Annotated in this window: 19 protein-coding genes and 1 tRNA gene; 8 read left to right on the top strand and 12 right to left on the bottom strand. The window is 70.3% G+C overall.

Annotated features, from left to right (window positions below; all coding sequences use genetic code 11):
- Positions 1 to 146: 146 nt before the first annotated feature.
- On the top strand, positions 147 to 2861 hold the full coding sequence (locus ACWGJY_RS00595; RefSeq protein WP_453258599.1) for a penicillin acylase family protein: 2715 nt from the start codon (positions 147 to 149) through the stop codon (positions 2859 to 2861).
- Positions 2862 to 3020: 159 nt separating this feature from the next.
- On the opposite strand, the gene ACWGJY_RS00600 is transcribed toward ACWGJY_RS00595, so the two are convergent.
- Positions 3021 to 3653: a 5-formyltetrahydrofolate cyclo-ligase gene (locus ACWGJY_RS00600; protein WP_453258600.1), complete on the bottom strand. Its 633-nt coding sequence runs from the start codon at positions 3651 to 3653 to the stop codon at positions 3021 to 3023.
- 87 nt (positions 3654 to 3740) lie between these two features.
- Here ACWGJY_RS00600 and galU point away from each other — a divergent pair, with 87 nt between their 5' ends.
- The 7 genes from galU (at position 3741) to ACWGJY_RS00635 (ending at position 9008) form a co-directional block, all read left to right on the top strand.
- On the top strand, positions 3741 to 4643 hold the full coding sequence (gene galU, locus ACWGJY_RS00605) for a UTP--glucose-1-phosphate uridylyltransferase GalU (protein WP_453258601.1): 903 nt from the start codon (positions 3741 to 3743) through the stop codon (positions 4641 to 4643).
- Positions 4644 to 4647: 4 nt separating this feature from the next.
- A complete protein-coding gene (gene glp, locus ACWGJY_RS00610; protein ID WP_453258602.1) occupies positions 4648 to 5988 on the top strand; it encodes a molybdotransferase-like divisome protein Glp in 1341 nt (446 codons plus the stop codon).
- Between the two features lie 61 nt (positions 5989 to 6049).
- Positions 6050 to 6532, top strand: a complete 483-nt coding sequence (moaC, locus tag ACWGJY_RS00615) for a cyclic pyranopterin monophosphate synthase MoaC (RefSeq protein ID WP_453258603.1) — start codon at positions 6050 to 6052, stop codon at positions 6530 to 6532.
- Positions 6529 to 7032, top strand: a complete 504-nt coding sequence (locus ACWGJY_RS00620; RefSeq protein WP_453258604.1) for a MogA/MoaB family molybdenum cofactor biosynthesis protein — start codon at positions 6529 to 6531, stop codon at positions 7030 to 7032. The genes moaC and ACWGJY_RS00620 overlap by 4 nt, the downstream gene beginning before the upstream one ends.
- Before the next feature lie 14 nt (positions 7033 to 7046).
- Entirely contained in the window at positions 7047 to 7661 is a 615-nt protein-coding gene (locus ACWGJY_RS00625) for a GNAT family N-acetyltransferase (protein WP_453258605.1), read from the top strand.
- A gap of 152 nt (positions 7662 to 7813) precedes the next feature.
- Positions 7814 to 8860, top strand: a complete 1047-nt coding sequence (gene sepX / locus ACWGJY_RS00630; protein ID WP_453258606.1) for a divisome protein SepX/GlpR — start codon at positions 7814 to 7816, stop codon at positions 8858 to 8860.
- Between the two features lie 75 nt (positions 8861 to 8935).
- Positions 8936 to 9008, top strand: a tRNA-Ala gene (locus ACWGJY_RS00635).
- 73 nt (positions 9009 to 9081) lie between these two features.
- On the opposite strand, the gene ACWGJY_RS00640 is transcribed toward ACWGJY_RS00635, so the two are convergent.
- The 11 genes from ACWGJY_RS00640 to ACWGJY_RS00690 all read right to left on the bottom strand — a co-directional run bounded on the left by ACWGJY_RS00640 (position 9082) and on the right by ACWGJY_RS00690 (position 14466).
- On the bottom strand, positions 9082 to 10341 hold the full coding sequence (locus tag ACWGJY_RS00640; protein WP_453258607.1) for a site-specific integrase: 1260 nt from the start codon (positions 10339 to 10341) through the stop codon (positions 9082 to 9084).
- Positions 10329 to 10535 (bottom strand): excisionase family DNA-binding protein, encoded by a 207-nt coding sequence (locus ACWGJY_RS00645; protein ID WP_453258608.1) that lies wholly within the window; start codon positions 10533 to 10535, stop codon positions 10329 to 10331. Before ACWGJY_RS00645 ends, ACWGJY_RS00640 begins: the two co-directional genes overlap by 13 nt.
- Positions 10532 to 11929, bottom strand: a complete 1398-nt coding sequence (gene repSA / locus ACWGJY_RS00650) for a replication initiator protein RepSA (protein WP_453258609.1) — start codon at positions 11927 to 11929, stop codon at positions 10532 to 10534. Before repSA ends, ACWGJY_RS00645 begins: the two co-directional genes overlap by 4 nt.
- 4 nt (positions 11930 to 11933) lie before the next feature.
- Positions 11934 to 12188, bottom strand: coding sequence for a hypothetical protein (locus tag ACWGJY_RS00655; RefSeq protein WP_453258610.1), 255 nt, complete (start codon positions 12186 to 12188; stop codon positions 11934 to 11936).
- Positions 12188 to 12373 carry a hypothetical protein gene (locus ACWGJY_RS00660; RefSeq protein ID WP_453258611.1) on the bottom strand — a complete coding sequence of 62 codons (186 nt, stop codon included), beginning with the start codon at positions 12371 to 12373 and terminating at the stop codon, positions 12188 to 12190. The genes ACWGJY_RS00655 and ACWGJY_RS00660 overlap by 1 nt, the downstream gene beginning before the upstream one ends.
- A 93-nt stretch (positions 12374 to 12466) precedes the next feature.
- Positions 12467 to 12703, bottom strand: coding sequence for a hypothetical protein (locus ACWGJY_RS00665; RefSeq protein WP_453258612.1), 237 nt, complete (start codon positions 12701 to 12703; stop codon positions 12467 to 12469).
- Between the two features lie 14 nt (positions 12704 to 12717).
- Positions 12718 to 13062: a SpdD protein gene (locus ACWGJY_RS00670; RefSeq protein ID WP_453258613.1), complete on the bottom strand. Its 345-nt coding sequence runs from the start codon at positions 13060 to 13062 to the stop codon at positions 12718 to 12720.
- 20 nt (positions 13063 to 13082) lie between these two features.
- Entirely contained in the window at positions 13083 to 13271 is a 189-nt protein-coding gene (locus ACWGJY_RS00675) for a mobile element transfer protein (RefSeq protein WP_453258614.1), read from the bottom strand.
- Between the two features lie 2 nt (positions 13272 to 13273).
- Positions 13274 to 13459, bottom strand: coding sequence for a hypothetical protein (locus ACWGJY_RS00680; RefSeq protein ID WP_453258615.1), 186 nt, complete (start codon positions 13457 to 13459; stop codon positions 13274 to 13276).
- A gap of 18 nt (positions 13460 to 13477) precedes the next feature.
- Complete coding sequence (locus tag ACWGJY_RS00685; protein ID WP_453258616.1) at positions 13478 to 14218, bottom strand: DUF2637 domain-containing protein; 741 nt, start codon at positions 14216 to 14218, stop codon at positions 13478 to 13480.
- A 71-nt stretch (positions 14219 to 14289) separates the two neighbouring features.
- The gene (locus ACWGJY_RS00690) at positions 14290 to 14466 is read right to left on the bottom strand and encodes a hypothetical protein (RefSeq protein ID WP_453258617.1); all 177 of its coding nucleotides are present in this window, start codon (positions 14464 to 14466) and stop codon (positions 14290 to 14292) included.
- Positions 14467 to 14486: the final 20 nt, after the last annotated feature.

Raw genomic sequence — 14486 nt, forward strand, 5'->3', positions numbered from 1 at the left:
TTTCCTTACCGTATCTAGTTACTGAGACTAACAATTTACCATTGCTTGAAGGTTGAAGGTGCTGGCGGTGACTCCGCATAGGGGTCGCCGAACCCGTGCGCCTATGGTTGCTCCAGCACGCCCACCCTGCCCCTCGAAGGACAGAGATGCCCGCCAACAAGTCCGGCCCAGTCCCCAGGAAAAAGAAGGGGCGGCGCGGCCGTCTCGTCGCGATCACGGTCGTGCTGCTGCTCGTGGCGGGCATCGGCTTCGGCGCGTTCTGGGGTGTCAGTACCGTCCGCGCCTCGCTCCCGCAGACCACCGGCTCGCTCAAACTCCCGGGTCTGAGCAACCCCGTGGACGTCGTCCGCGACGCCAACGGCATTCCGCAGATCTACGCCGACACCGACGCGGACCTCTTCCGCGCCCAGGGGTACGTCCAGGCCCAGGACCGTTTCTGGGAGATGGACGTACGGCGCCACATGACCGCCGGCCGGCTCTCGGAGATGTTCGGCAAGAGCCAGGTCAAGACCGACTCGTTCCTGCGCACCCTCGGCTGGCACGAGGTGGCACAGAAGGAGTACGACACCCAGCTGTCGCCCAGCACCAAGAAGTACCTCCAGGCCTACTCCGCGGGCGTCAACGGCTACCTCAAGGACCACGAGGGCTCGGCGGTGTCCCTGGAGTACGCGGCGCTGGACTTCCAGAACGACTACAAGCCCGAGAAGTGGACGCCGGTCGACTCGGTGGCCTGGCTCAAGGCGATGGCCTGGGACCTCCGCGGCAACATGCAGGAGGAGATCGACCGTTCCCTGATGACCAGCCGCTTCACCCCGGCGCAGATCGCCCAGCTCTACCCGGCGTACCCGTACAAGCGGCACAGGCCGATCGTCGAGGGCGGCACGGTCGACCCCGCCACCAAGAAGTTCTCGCCCAAGGGTTCGGCGAATGCCACCCCCGCCGGCGCGACCGCGGGCCTGCAGTCGCAGCTGTCCTCGCTGTCCAAGACGCTCGACAAGGTCCCGGCCCTGCTCGGGCCCAACGGCAACGGCATCGGCTCCAACTCCTGGGTCGTCTCCGGCGCGCACACCACCACCGGCAAACCGCTGCTCGCCAACGACCCGCACCTGGCACCGCAGATGCCCTCGCTCTGGTACCAGATGGGCCTGCACTGCCGTACCACCGGCCCCAAGTGCAACTACGACGTCTCCGGCTTCACCTTCTCCGGTATGCCCGGCGTCGTCATCGGCCACAACCAGGACATCTCCTGGGGCATGACCAATCTGGGCGCCGATGTCACCGACCTCTACCTGGAGAAGGTCAATGCCAACGGCTACCTCTACGACAACAAGCAGCAGCCCTTCATAACCCGCAAGGAGACCATCAAGGTCGCCGACGGCGACAGCCGCGAGATCACCGTCCGGTCCACCAAAAACGGGCCGATCGTCTCCGACCGCGACGGCGAAATGGCCAACGTCGGCAAGGACGCCCCGGTCGGCAACACCGCACCGGACCGCGGCGACGGCTACGCCGTCTCGCTGCGCTGGACCGCGCTGAACCCCGGCAAGTCCATGGACGGCGTCTTCGAACTCAACCGCGCCAAGGACTGGAACGGCTTCCGCAAGGCCGCCGCCCACTTCGAGGTCCCCTCCCAGAACCTGATCTACGCCGACACCAAGGGCAACATCGGCTACCAGGCCCCGGGCCGGATCCCGGTGCGCGGCAAGGGGGACGGCCACTTCGACGGCACCTACCCGGCGCCCGGCTGGGACCCGAGGTACCAGTGGACCGGCTACATCCCGCAAAAGGCCCTGCCGTACGAGTACAACCCCCAGCGCGGCTACATCGTCACCGCCAACCAGGCCGTCACCGACGAGAAGTACCCCTACCTCCTCACCAAGGACTGGGGCTACGGCTCCCGCAGCCAGCGGATCAACGACCTGATCGAGTCGAAGATCCAGGACGGCGGGAAGGTCTCCACCGACGACATGCAGGCCTTCCAGAAGGACAACAGCAGCGAGATCGCCCGGCTGCTGACGCCCTATCTGACGAAGATCGACATCAAGGACAAGTACGTCCGCGACGCCCAGCAGCTGCTGGAGGGCTGGGACTTCACCCAGGAGCCCGACTCCGCCGCGGCCGCCTACTTCAACGCCGTCTGGCGCAACACCCTCAAGCTCGCCTTCGGCAACAAGATGCCCAAGGAGCTGCGCCCCGACGGACAGTGCCTGACCGTCCGCCCGGCCGACGAGACCGGCCCTGCCGATGAGAACGACAAGTACATCCGCGAGTGCGGCGAGCGGGCCGGCGACACCGCCCAGCCCGACGGCGGCGACCGCTGGTACGAGGTCGTCCGCGGCATCCTGGACGACCCCAACAACGCCTGGTGGCAGACCGAGGACCGGCCCGGCCACCCCGGCGACAAGAACCGCGACCAGCTGCTGGCACACGCCATGAAGGACGCGCGCTACGAGCTGACCTCCAAGCTGGGCAAGAACATCGACAACTGGAGCTGGGGCCGCCTCCACCAGATGTTCCTGAAGAACCAGACCCTGGGCACCGACGGCCCCGGCATCCTGCAGGGCCTGTTCAACCGCGGCCCCTGGAACGTCGGCGGCGGTGAGGCCGCGGTCGACGCCACCGGCTGGAACGCCGCCGGCGGCTACCAGGTCACCTGGGTCCCGTCGATGCGGATGGTGGTCAACCTCGCCGACCTCGACAAGTCCCGCTGGATCAACCTCACCGGCGCCTCCGGGCACGCCTACGACGCCCACTACTACGACCAGACCGACAAGTGGGCCAAGGGCGAGCTGCTGCCCTGGGCATACAGCGAGAACGCCGTCAAGAAGGCGGGCAAGGACACGCTGACCCTGTCGCCGTAGGGGCGGGCGGCGCTCCCGCCGCCGTCAGGTGATCGCTGCGCCACCGGGCGGGCCGGAGACCTCCGGCCCGCCCGACGCCTTTCCGGCCGCGCTCCGGCCGCGGCACTTCCCGGCTCCGCTCCGGCCGCCGGCTCCCGGACCGCCCGTAGGGGGCCCGCTTCAGCCCTCCGTACGGGCCCCCGGCGCCGTGAACCGGTGCACCGCCGACGGGGTCACCGCGGCATGCACATGCCGGTCGTGCGGCTCGGCCGGCACCTCGGCCAGCACCTCCGCGTCGTAGAGCAGCACCACCAGCGACGCCCGCGCCCCGGCCCGCTCCAGCCGGGCCAGCACCCGGTCGTAGGAGCCGCCGCCGCGCCCCAGCCGCAGCCCGGCGCGGTCCACCGCGAGCCCCGGCAGCAGCACCACATCCGCCGCCGTGACGGCCTCGGGGCCCAGCCGGGGCCCGTCCGGTTCCAGCAGCCCCCGGCCGGCCCGTACGAGCCGCCCGGCGCCCTCGTAGAGCGCCCAGTCCAGATCGTTGTCCGCCAGCAGGACGGGCAGCAGCACCCGCACCCCGGCCGCCCGCAGCCGGTCGAGCAGGGCGCGGGTGGCGGGCTCGCCGCCTATCGAGACATAGGCGGCGACGGTCGGCGGGGGGCCGGGCCGCGGGGGGACGGGCGCGGCCAGCTCGTCCAGCTCCAGCGCCCTCCGTGCCAGCGCCTCGCCCGTCGCGGCGACGACATCCGCCGGCAACGCCCTCCTCACCTCCAGGAGATCCTGCCGCAACCTGCGCTTTCTCTCGTGATCCATGCTCACCGTGTGCCCTTGCTCCCGCTCTCGTGCTCTCTTCGCCAGACCCTCATCATCGTTCCGACAGGGCCGGTTATGGTGTCGCGCATGACCCCATCGCACACACGGATCAGCAAGGCTGTCATCCCCGCAGCCGGCCTCGGCACCAGGTTTCTCCCCGCCACCAAGGCCACCCCCAAGGAGATGCTCCCGGTAGTCGACAAGCCCGCCATCCAGTACGTGGTGGAGGAGGCGGCCGCCGCCGGACTCTCCGACGTGCTGATGGTGACCGGCCGCAACAAGCGCCCGCTCGAGGACCACTTCGATCGCAATTACGAGCTCGAAGAGGCCCTGCACCGCAAGGGTGACGAGTCCCGGCTCGCCAAGGTGCAGGAGTCCAGCGACCTGGCGACCATGCACTACGTACGGCAGGGCAATCCCAAGGGCCTGGGCCACGCGGTCCTGTGTGCCGCACCGCATGTGGGCGACCAGCCCTTCGCGGTCCTCCTCGGCGACGACCTGATCGACCCCCGTGACCCGCTGCTGGCGCGCATGGTCGAGATACAGGAGCAGTACGGCGGCTCCGTCATCGCCCTCATGGAGGTCGACCCGGCGCAGATCCACCTCTACGGCTGTGCGGCCGCCGCCCCCACCGAAGACGACGACGTCGTGGTCGTCTCCGACCTGGTCGAGAAGCCCGACCCGGCAGAGGCGCCCAGCAACCTCGCCATCATCGGCCGCTACGTCCTCGACCCGGCCGTCTTCGAGGTGCTGCGCAAGACCGCCCCGGGACGCGGCGGCGAGATTCAGCTCACCGACGCCCTCCAGGCGCTGGCCGCCGACCCCTCCCTCGGCGGTCCGGTGCACGGCGTGGTCTTCAAGGGCCGCCGCTATGACACCGGCGACCGCGGCGACTATCTGCGTGCCATTGTCAGACTGGCATGCGAACGTGAGGACCTGGGCCCGGACTTCCGGACCTGGCTGCGCAGTTACGTCACCGAGGAGATGTAAGACGTTGAACAACGCCACCGGCCGGACCCGCCACCCCGACCGTGTCTGGTCGGTGGCCGAGCATCTCGACGACGTCCTGGCGAAGATCGTCCCGCTGGACCCGATCGAGCTGCAGCTCCTCGAAGCCCAGGGCTGTGTCCTGGTCGAGGACATCACGGTCCCCGTCGCCCTGCCGCCCTTCGACAACAGCTCCATGGACGGCTACGCGGTCCGCGCCGCCGATGTCGCGGGCGCCACGGACGAGGCGCCGGTCGCCCTCACCGTCATCGGCGATGTCGCGGCGGGCAGCGGCGAGCCGCCCGAGGTCGGCCCCGGCCAGGCCGCCCGCATCATGACCGGTGCCCCGCTGCCGCCCGGCGCCGAGGCCGTCGTCCCCGTCGAATGGACCGACGGAGGCGCGGGCGAGGGACCGGCCGCCGCGATGCGCGCCCACAGCGCCGCCCCCCAGGACGCCGGCGGCGAGGTCCGCATCCACCGCCCGGCCGCCGCCGGCGCCCATATCCGCGCCCGCGGCAGCGACGCCACCGAAGGCGAGCCGGCCCTGCGGGCGGGCACGGTGCTCGGCCCCTCCCAGATCGGCCTGCTCGCCGCCATCGGCCGCGGCACGGTCAAGGTGCACCCCCGCCCCCGCGTCGTGGTGATGTCGACCGGCAGCGAACTGGTCCAGCCCGGCGAGGCGTTGGGCCCCGGCCAGATCCACGACTCCAACAGCTTCCAGCTCACCGCCGCCGCCCGCGCCGCCGGCGCCATCCCCTACCGCGTCGGCGCCGTCGCCGATGACGCCGAGACCCTCCGCTCCACCCTGGAGGACCAGCTCATCCGGGCCGACATCCTTGTCACCAGCGGCGGCGTCAGCGTCGGCGCCTACGACGTGGTCAAGGAGACCCTGACTGCCCTGTCCGCGACAGAGCCCGACGGCTCCTCCCTCGCGGGGGGCACGGTCGAGTTCCGCACGCTCGCCATGCAGCCCGGCAAGCCCCAGGGCTTCGGCCTCATCGGCCCCGACCGCATCCCGCTCCTCGCGCTGCCCGGCAACCCCGTCAGCTCGTACGTCTCCTTCGAGCTGTTCGTCCGCCCCGCCATCCGCGCCCTGATGGGCCTGCCCGACGTGCACCGCCCCACCACCTCCGCCCGGTGCACCGACACCCTCGCCTCCTCGCCCCGGGGGAGGCGCCAGTTCCTGCGCGGCTCCTACGACGCGGACGCCGGCACGGTCACCCCCGTCGGCGGCGCCGGCTCCCACCTGATCAAGGCCATGGCGCACGCCAACGCGCTGATCATCGTCCCCGAGGACACCACCGAGGTCGCCGCGGGCGCGGAGGTGGAGGTCGTCCTCCTCGGATAGCCCGCTGCCGCCGGGGGTACGGTGTCGTCCCACAGGCGGCAGTTTGGGTACCGGGAGAACGATGAGCAGCGGCCAGCAACACCTCACCCATCTCGACGCGGCGGGCGCGGCGCGGATGGTCGACGTCTCCGCGAAGGACGTCACCGCCCGCACGGCCGCCGCCCGCGGCCGCGTCCTGGTTTCTTCGCAGGTCATCGAGCTGCTGCGGGGCGAGGGCATGCCCAAGGGCGACGCCCTGGCCACCGCCCGGATCGCCGGCATCATGGGCGCCAAGCGCACCCCCGAGCTGATCCCGCTCTGCCACCCGCTGGCCGTCTCCGGCGTCACGGTGGACCTCTCCCTCACCGACGAGGCCGTCGAGATCACGGCCACGGTCAAGACCACCGACCGCACCGGCGTCGAGATGGAGGCGCTCACCGCGGTCTCCGTCGCCGCGCTCACCGTCGTCGACATGGTCAAGGCGGTCGACAAGGCCGCGGTGATCTCCGACATCCGCGTGGAGGAGAAGACCGGCGGCAAGTCCGGCGACTGGAGCCGGTCGTGAGCCCTGCCCGCGCTCTGGTCGTCACCGCCTCCAACCGCGCCGCGGCCGGTGTCTACGCCGACCGGAGCGGCCCGCTGCTCGCCGAGGGCCTGGCCGCCATGGGCTTCGAGGTCGACGGCCCGCAGGTGGTGCCGGACGGCGACCCGGTGGAAGCCGCCCTGCGCGACGCCGTCGCCGCTGCCCGCTACGCCGTCATCCTCACCACCGGCGGTACGGGCCTGACGCCCACCGACCGCACCCCCGAGGCCACCCGCCGGGTCCTGGACCACGAGATCCCCGGCATCCCCGAAGCGATCCGGGCCGCCGGCCGTACGAAGGTCCCCACCGCCGCGCTCTCCCGGGGACTGGCGGGCATCGCCGGTACGACCCTGATCGTCAACCTCCCGGGTTCCTCCGGCGGAGTCCGCGACGGCCTCGCCGTCCTCGCCGACCTCCTGCCGCACGCCGTCGACCAGATCCGCGGCGGCGACCACCCCGGACCGTCCGGGAGCCCGAGCTGAACGCGCCCTGGCCCGTGGTCCTCACGGACAACGACGTCACCCTCCGGCCGATAAAGATGCGCGACCAACGGGCCTGGCGCGAGGTCAACCGTCGTAACCGCGACTGGCTGCGCCCCTGGGAAGCGACCGTCCCGCCGCCCCCGCCCGGCCTTGTCCCGCCGCACCGCCCCACGTACCGTCAGATGGTCCGCCATCTCCGCGGCGAGGCGCATGCCGGCCGGATGCTCCCGTTCGTCGTCGAGTACCGCGGCCGGCTCGTCGGCCAGCTGACGGTCGCGGGCATCACCTGGGGCTCCATGTGCTCCGGCCACATCGGCTACTGGGTCGACCGGGAAGTCGCCGGCCATGGCGTCATCCCGACCGCCGTGGCGCTCGCCGTCGACCACTGCTTCCGGTCCGTGGGACTGCACCGCATCGAGGTCTGCATTCGCCCGGAGAACGTCCCCAGCCGCCGGGTGGTCGAAAAGCTCGGCTTCCGCGAAGAGGGCATCCGCCCGCGCTACCTCCACATCGACGGCGGCTGGCGCGACCACTTGGTTTTCGCCCTCACCGCGGAAGAAGTGCCCGAAGGCCTGCTCAACCGCTGGCGCCGGGAGAAGCCCAGTACTCCCGGCACACCCCACAAATAAAATAAATGTTCGAATGCATTCCCTGATGGACCGGACGGGGGGGAGGTGCTGATCTCTACCATCACAAAAAAGTTCGAGATATCAGCCAGATCGTGCGACACACCGGCTCAATTGGCGGATGGCCCCATGCAAACCCCTCTACCGTGTGAGTTGTGAGAAGCAGCGGCCTCATCTACGCAGTCATCGTCGGGGCCTGGGCCGCCTACTTGGTGCCGATGTGGCTCCGTAGGCAGGACGAGCTCAACGAGGCCCGTCCGACCGAGCGCTTCAGCACCGCCATCCGGCTGCTGTCCGGACGGGCGGCCATGCAGCGGCGTTACGACAAGGCGCACGGGGAGTACCCCGCCGACGATGCGGGCGACGACGTGGACCCGGACGCCCCGGCCGGCGAGGCCGCCGCCCGGGTCTTCGGCGACCCCGCTGCGGCAGCCATGGCCGAGGCTCCCCACACCCGGGTGCAGGCCGCCCCGCCGCGCCCCTCCGCCGCCGAGCGGACCAAGCGCGCCAAGGTCCTCGCCCGCCGCCGGCGCACCACCACCGTCCTCTTCCTCACCTTCACCGCCGGCGCCATCGTCGCCGCGGTCGGCGGCCTCCCCTTCCTTTGGGCCCCCGCCCTCCCCGCCCTCCTCCTGACCGCCTACATCATTTACCTGCGCGCCCAGGAGCGACGGCGCTTCATCTTCACCATGGACCGGCGCAAGGCGGAGGCGGCAGCACAGCGACTGCGGGAAGGCAGGCCCCGCCCTCAGCAGGCTGCCGACCAGCCGCCCGCCGACGAGCACCCGGCCGACGTCCGCGCTGACGCCCCGGCCGACGCCGCCCCGGAACCGCCCCGCGCCACCACCCCCGCCCACACCGCGGGCCGCCGCGCCCTGGTCGAGGAGACCGACCACGCCGAGTGGGTCGACCAGCAGCGCGAACGCGAACGCCCGCGCCCCGCCACCAGCAGCTGGGACCCGGTCCCGGTCCCCCTGCCCACCTACGTCACGGCCCCGGTCGCCCCCCGGGCCACCAGCCACGTCGACCTGGACGCCGAGGACGCCTGGAGCTCCGCCCGCTCCAGCGCCGCCCCCGACCACCCCCAGCCCGACACCCCCTCCCAGGACCGCCCCACCCACCCCGGCCGTCGCACCCGCGGCCGCACCCCGCTCTTCGACCAGTACGAGAACGAGGACCGCCCGCGCGCGGCGAACGAGTGACGGCCCTCCGCTGACCAGCACCGGAAGCGATTTCCGAGCACCGCGACCGAGATGCTAGAGTTTCACTCGTCGCAAGGGCCTGTGGCGCAGCTGGTAGCGCACCTCGTTCGCAACGAGGGGGTCAGGGGTTCGAATCCCCTCAGGTCCACAGCACGTCAAAGCCCCCGCCGGGGAGATCCGGTGGGGGCTTTTTCACGCCGTACAGCAGCGAAGTACAGCAACTACGTGGGATCCGCCTGGTTGCCGAGATGCTTGCCCAGCTTCCGCAGTGCCTTTCGCGTCGACTCCGATGGCACGTGCGTGTAGATCTCCATGGTTACCGCGATCTTGCTGTGCCGCAGAATCTGCATAGCGATCCGCGGGTGTACGTCGAGCGCGGCGAGGAGCGATCCGCAGGTGTGCCGGGTGTCGTGCAGGCGGATCCTGCGAACATCGGCCTTGGTCGTGCGGGCGGTGAACTCGCGGTTGAAGTTCCGCGGCTCGATCGGTGTGCCGTAGCGCGTGGTGAACACGAACCCGGAGTCCGTCCACAGTTCGCCGGCCGCTTGCTTCGCCGCTTCTTGGGCCTTGCTGCGGAGCTGAAGGGCCGCCACGCAGATGTCTGGAAGGGGCAGAATCGCGGTCGATGCTTCGGTCTTCGTCTCGTCATGGACGAGCCTCCGTGCCACCCGCTGCAACTGCCGTTCCACCGTGATTTCCCCGGTATCGAAGTTCACGCTGTCCCAGGTGAGCCCCAGCACCTCACCGCGACGGAACCCCAGCACCAGGACGAGGATGTACGCCGGGTACAGCGGATCACCAGCCGCACGAGCAGCTTCCAGGAAGGTCCGGGCCTCTTCCACAGTCCAGGGCTTCGGCTTCTGTGTACGGGCTGATCGCACCTTGACGAGAGCAGCGACGTTCTTCGAGATCAGCTCTTCCCGCATGGCGTTGCTGAGCGCGGATCGCAGCACGGTTCGCGCATCCTGAACAGTGCGCCGAGAGACGGTCTGCTGACAACACCGGCCGATCGCACAGCACTTCTGCCGGCGGGCGGGGTTCTTGTCCTCCCTGGGGCGTGCGGCATCCTTGCCCTGAGCGCAGCACTGGCACTGGTTCTGGAGCCTGTTGATCCACGTCCGCACGTCGCGCACGGACAGCTTGTCGAGCCGTTTGGCCCCGAGTTCAGACGTGATGTAGAGGCGAACGTGCATGCCGTAGGTCTCGGCAGCCTTGGGCCTGAGATCAGGCTGCACCACTTCCTTCATCCAGTATGTGAGGTATTGGGCGATGGTCGGTGACGAGGTGGCCACCGGCCCCTTCTTCGCCTCTCCATGCAGCTTGATCCACTTGTCGTGGACGTCGTCCCGCGTCTTCCCGTAGACGTACTTGCGCTTCTTCTTGCCATCCGGCGTGGTGACCCAGACGTACGCGGCAAAGCCGTTCTTGTACGGGTAGATGGACCCTTCACCGTTGCCGCGCTTGCCGCTCATGCCGGCCACCCTTCGGCGCCAGTCGCACAGCGGTTGACGTACTCATCGACCCAGCCAGGCAAGATGCGACGGTTGCGGCCGACCTTGACCGAACGGATTTCGCCGGTGAGCACGAGCATCTTGGTCTTCGACAGCCCGAAGCCGAGCATGGCGGCCACTTCGGCCGTGGTGTGCCACTTCCTGTCGATCACGGTAGCGGTCATGACCAGTCGTCTCCTTCGTCGTCGAGTTCCGCGCAGGCTTCGCGGGCGGTGTCGCGGTTGGTCTTGATGTCGCGTGCGAGTTGGGCGGCGAGCCAGGTCTCTCCCGGGGTGTGGCCGTGTCCGGCGTAGGTCCAGTGGGCGACGGTGAGCGTGGTGGCCTCGGGGTGGTCGTCGGGGTCGGGCAGGCCGAGGGCGGTGCGTTGCTGGGCGGCGCGGTAGTCGGCGCGGACCTGGCGGAGGGCGCCGAGGGTGGTGGAGTAGCGGCGGGACTTGGTGGAGAAGTGGCCGCGGAAGCCGAGCATGTGCGCCCACTGCCACAACTTGCGGTCGGGATACAGCTCGTCGAGGTCCCAGCAGGCGCGGATGAGGCGGCGGGTGTGGCCGGGCAGGTCGGGGAGCTTGTCCAGCTCGGCCAGTTCGCCGATGCGCCGGTCGACGGTGCCGGTGGTCTCGGCGGCCTTGGTGGCGTACTTGGCGACGTAGGAGGCCACGGCCTGTTCGGTCAGGTTCTCACCGGCTCCGAAGGCGCCGATGTGCTGGACGTCGAGCTGTGTACCCCAGCGCAGGACCCTTTCCGGCTGGTCACCGACAGGGTCGAGGACGATCTCAGCGCGGGTAGCGGCGGCGTTAAGCGCGTCGGTGAGCAGGTCGTAGGTGGCCCAGGCCGGGGGTTCGGTGTCGGGGCCGGCGGGCCCGTCGAAGCGGATGACGGCGTGGAAGTGGATGGCGCCGCGCTTCTGGTACTCGGCGACCTTGCCGTAAGACACCCGGAGATGTTCCTTGAGTGCCTTCTGCGTGATCCCGGCGCGCTTGGCCAGCTCCCGGGGCAGGTAGATGGTGACGTACCGCCACAGGTGTCCGGCGTGGTTGTTCCACAGCACCGCGCCCGCGTAGTCGTAGGTCTCCGGATTCAGGGCGGTGCCGAGTTCGGGGGCGTCGTCCTGGTGGTGGACGCCGCAGCGGCACCGGCCATGGCTTGGGCGATTGTGGACCGGGCCGAAGGACGGCGCGGTCAGGGTGGCGAAGACCCGGGGATGGTCCCGCACGGTCTCGGGGGTGCCTTTGGCTTCGTCGCCGGTCAGACCAGCGCGGATGAGGTGGTAGGTGTCTCCGGCGTAGGTCCAGGCGCAGGAGGGGCAGCGGGAGGCGCGGCGGTTGCCGCAGGCGAGCCGGAGGCGTCCGCCGGGTTCGGCGTCGGTGGTGTAGGTATGCAGGACGGTGCCGGTGGCCCGGTCCACGGTCTTGGTGGCGCCGGTGAGGTGGATGGGGTCGGCGCAGCCGCCGGTGCGGCGGATCTGGTCTTGCCAGCGGTCGAAGCCGGGGTCCCCGGCCACCCTGAGCAGATCGCCCAGGGTGGCGGGGTCCAGGCCCGCCAAGGTGGCGGTGTCGGTCACGCGATCACTTCTTTCCGGTCCGCTTCGTGGGCCGGTCGGAGTGGTAGCGCTCGGTTCCCAGCTCGTAGGGCGTGCCTTTGTCGGACAGGGCGCGGAGGCGAGGAGCGTTGGGGTTGCGGTCGTTCCAGTCCTCCGCGCACACCTTGTGGACTGGTTCGCCGGAGTGGGCGCGCAGTGGAGTTGCGGTGCCGCACTGGGTGCAGGGCTGGGCGCCGGTGGGGTCGAAGTGGTCGTGGTCGCGCCAGTTCAGGAGTCCCATCACGACCTCCCCGCGGTGGCAAGGGCGGCGGTGGGGAGCTTGTGGCCGGTGCCCTTGCAAGTGGGGCAGGTGGCATGGATGGTCGCGCGGGAGCCGTCACGGTGGCAGGAGCCCGTGGTGATCGCGACGACGGGGAAGCCGTCGCAAGCAGGGCAGACAGGCAGGTTGTGGGCGCGCTGAGGCATGATGGGGCTTCCCTTTCGGGTCATTGGATCTGGGAGGGGTGCAGGCGCCCGGGGCGGCGGAAGTTTGGCGACCGAGGCCGCCCCGGGGGCCCCTTAGCGGCGGTGGTTGCGGCGCTTGGAGTAGGCCGGCGGGATCTCGTCGTAGGCGTCGGCGCCCTTCCAGAACGCGACCCGCTCTTCGTCGGTGCTGCCGTTGCCGCCGATCTGGCGGGTGAGGCGGTTGGCGGTCTTGCGGTCGCCGTGGCGCTTGGCGATGGCGTACTCGCGGCCGAGTTCGGTCATGGCCCGGTCATCGCTGGAGTCGCTGGTCTTGCGGCTGAACATGCCCATGGCGGGACTCCCTTTCAGTGCTTGCTGTGGGAGTTGGTCAGGAGCGAGCGCAGGACGACGCCGCAGACTGCGACGGAGGCGGCGGTGATGGCGGTGGCCAGGAGCATGGAGACCAGGACCGTGCCGATGATGAGGACGGCGGCGGTTCCTCCGGCGGCGACGGTGACCACGGCGGCCGGGGTGAGCTGAACCGTGCGGCGGGCGGTCGGCATGGGCACCTGCGGGGCAACCGGTACGACGGGGGCGTGGACTTCTTCGACCGGGACAGGGACCCGGGGCGCGGCCGGGGTGGTCGGCACGACCGGGGCCGGGGCGATGGTCGGGGCGATGTCGGGGGCGGGGTATTTCGGGGTGAACATGGTGGTTCTCCTGTCTCGGGTCAGGGGTTGCAGCGGTGGGTGCGGGCGGCGAGTTCGGCGGCGGAGCGGTCGCGGTAGTCGGCGGAGAAGCCGCAGCCGGGCGCGGTGCAGGCGGCGGTGTGCTTGGTGCGGCCACGGCCGTCGTAGTGGGAGCCGACCTGGACGGGGCCGATGCGGGTCACGTCGTAGAAGCGGTTCGGGCGCGGCATGGTCAGCCCTCCGTCTTGTGGTTGGGGCCAAGCCACTCGTCACGAATCCAGGCAGCTTCGTCAGGGTCCTCGGTACGGTTCGCTGCTTCCTCAACGAGGAGACGAGCCAGAGCCGGACGACCCGAGCTGACCATCTCGTCTGCCGCCGCCAGGAAGTCGGCGGGATGATCGAAGGAGAGGAAGGACATGAGCTGATTCCTTTCGTGTCAGGCGAGTTGGGCGGTGATGGCGTCGGCCAGGACCGGCGGGACACCGAGGCGAGCGCGCAAAGTCGCGGAGTCGATCGGGGAGCCGGTCGAGGCGCGGTGGGTGTCAGCGATCTTGCGGGCGTGGTCGAGCAGTGCCGGCGGAACCGCAGGCGCCGACGCGGCGGGCCGGGGCGTGACCGGGGCAGGCTCCGGCGACGGCTCCTCAGTGGCTTCGGGAACTTCCGTGGAGACCGGTACGGGCGTGGGCAGTTCGACCGGCGGTGATGCCACGGGGCGTTCGACAGTGACCGACTTCGTAACCGGGGTGGGTACGGGCTCCGGGGCCTGGGCCGGGTCGATCACGAGGGTGTGCACCTGTCGCATCAGTGCGCCGAAGGCCAGCAGCGCGGCGGACGGGGGCACGGCCGCCACCACGTAATCGAGAGCGGGGGCGTTTGCTCCGACTCCGGCGACGTTGAGGCCGATGCTGCCGAGCGATCCGGCGACAGTCAGCCCGATGGCCCACCAGTCGGTGATGTGGCGGAGTCCGGCGCGGAACATCAGGACCTCACCGGCCAGGATGAACAGATCGATCGTGCCGGGCCAGGCCCATCGGCGTTCGGACGAGCTGGCCAGGCCATGGGATTGGGCGACGGAGGCGAGGTGGGCGTAGGAGAGCCAGAACGCGGCGATGGTCAGGACCATGATCACGGCACCGGCGACGAGAATCGCGGTCCGTTCCGCTTGGGGCTTGGTCATCGCGTCCTCCTTCCAAGGGGAGAAGGACCGGGCGGCGGTGCCCTAAAGAGCCAGCCGCCCGGCCGGGGCGGTCAGTTGGGGGCGTCGCCGGTGCCCCAGCACGCGGTGCACAGGGCGGCCTGCTGGTGGTCGGTGACCTTCTTGCTGCGCGTGCCGACCCGGACGGCGGAGCTGGTCTCTCCCTTGCCGTCGCAGTCGGCACACTTATTCGGGGCCTTGCGTCGGGTGGTGCCCTTGGATGCGGCCATGGCCATTGGTCCTCTCGGCT

Source organism: Streptomyces sp. NPDC054765, from assembly GCF_053612065.1.

Bases quoted from the DNA above. Each gene is read 5' to 3' on its own strand.
- ACWGJY_RS00665 (WP_453258612.1), bottom strand. From the start codon at position 12,703: ATGGGCATGTTCAGCCGCAAGACCAGCGACTCCAGCGATGACCGGGCC.
- ACWGJY_RS00685 (WP_453258616.1), bottom strand. From the start codon at position 14,218: ATGACCAAGCCCCAAGCGGAACGGACCGCGATTCTCGTCGCCGGTGCC.
- ACWGJY_RS00655 (WP_453258610.1), bottom strand. From the start codon at position 12,188: ATGGGACTCCTGAACTGGCGCGACCACGACCACTTCGACCCCACCGGC.
- ACWGJY_RS00670 (WP_453258613.1), bottom strand. From the start codon at position 13,062: ATGTTCACCCCGAAATACCCCGCCCCCGACATCGCCCCGACCATCGCC.
- ACWGJY_RS00675 (WP_453258614.1), bottom strand. From the start codon at position 13,271: ATGCCGCGCCCGAACCGCTTCTACGACGTGACCCGCATCGGCCCCGTC.
- ACWGJY_RS00680 (WP_453258615.1), bottom strand. From the start codon at position 13,459: ATGTCCTTCCTCTCCTTCGATCATCCCGCCGACTTCCTGGCGGCGGCA.
- ACWGJY_RS00595 (WP_453258599.1), top strand. From the start codon at position 147: ATGCCCGCCAACAAGTCCGGCCCAGTCCCCAGGAAAAAGAAGGGGCGG.
- ACWGJY_RS00600 (WP_453258600.1), bottom strand. From the start codon at position 3,653: ATGGATCACGAGAGAAAGCGCAGGTTGCGGCAGGATCTCCTGGAGGTG.
- moaC (WP_453258603.1), top strand. From the start codon at position 6,050: ATGAGCAGCGGCCAGCAACACCTCACCCATCTCGACGCGGCGGGCGCG.
- ACWGJY_RS00660 (WP_453258611.1), bottom strand. From the start codon at position 12,373: ATGCCTCAGCGCGCCCACAACCTGCCTGTCTGCCCTGCTTGCGACGGC.
- ACWGJY_RS00645 (WP_453258608.1), bottom strand. From the start codon at position 10,535: ATGACCGCTACCGTGATCGACAGGAAGTGGCACACCACGGCCGAAGTG.
- ACWGJY_RS00690 (WP_453258617.1), bottom strand. From the start codon at position 14,466: ATGGCCGCATCCAAGGGCACCACCCGACGCAAGGCCCCGAATAAGTGT.
- galU (WP_453258601.1), top strand. From the start codon at position 3,741: ATGACCCCATCGCACACACGGATCAGCAAGGCTGTCATCCCCGCAGCC.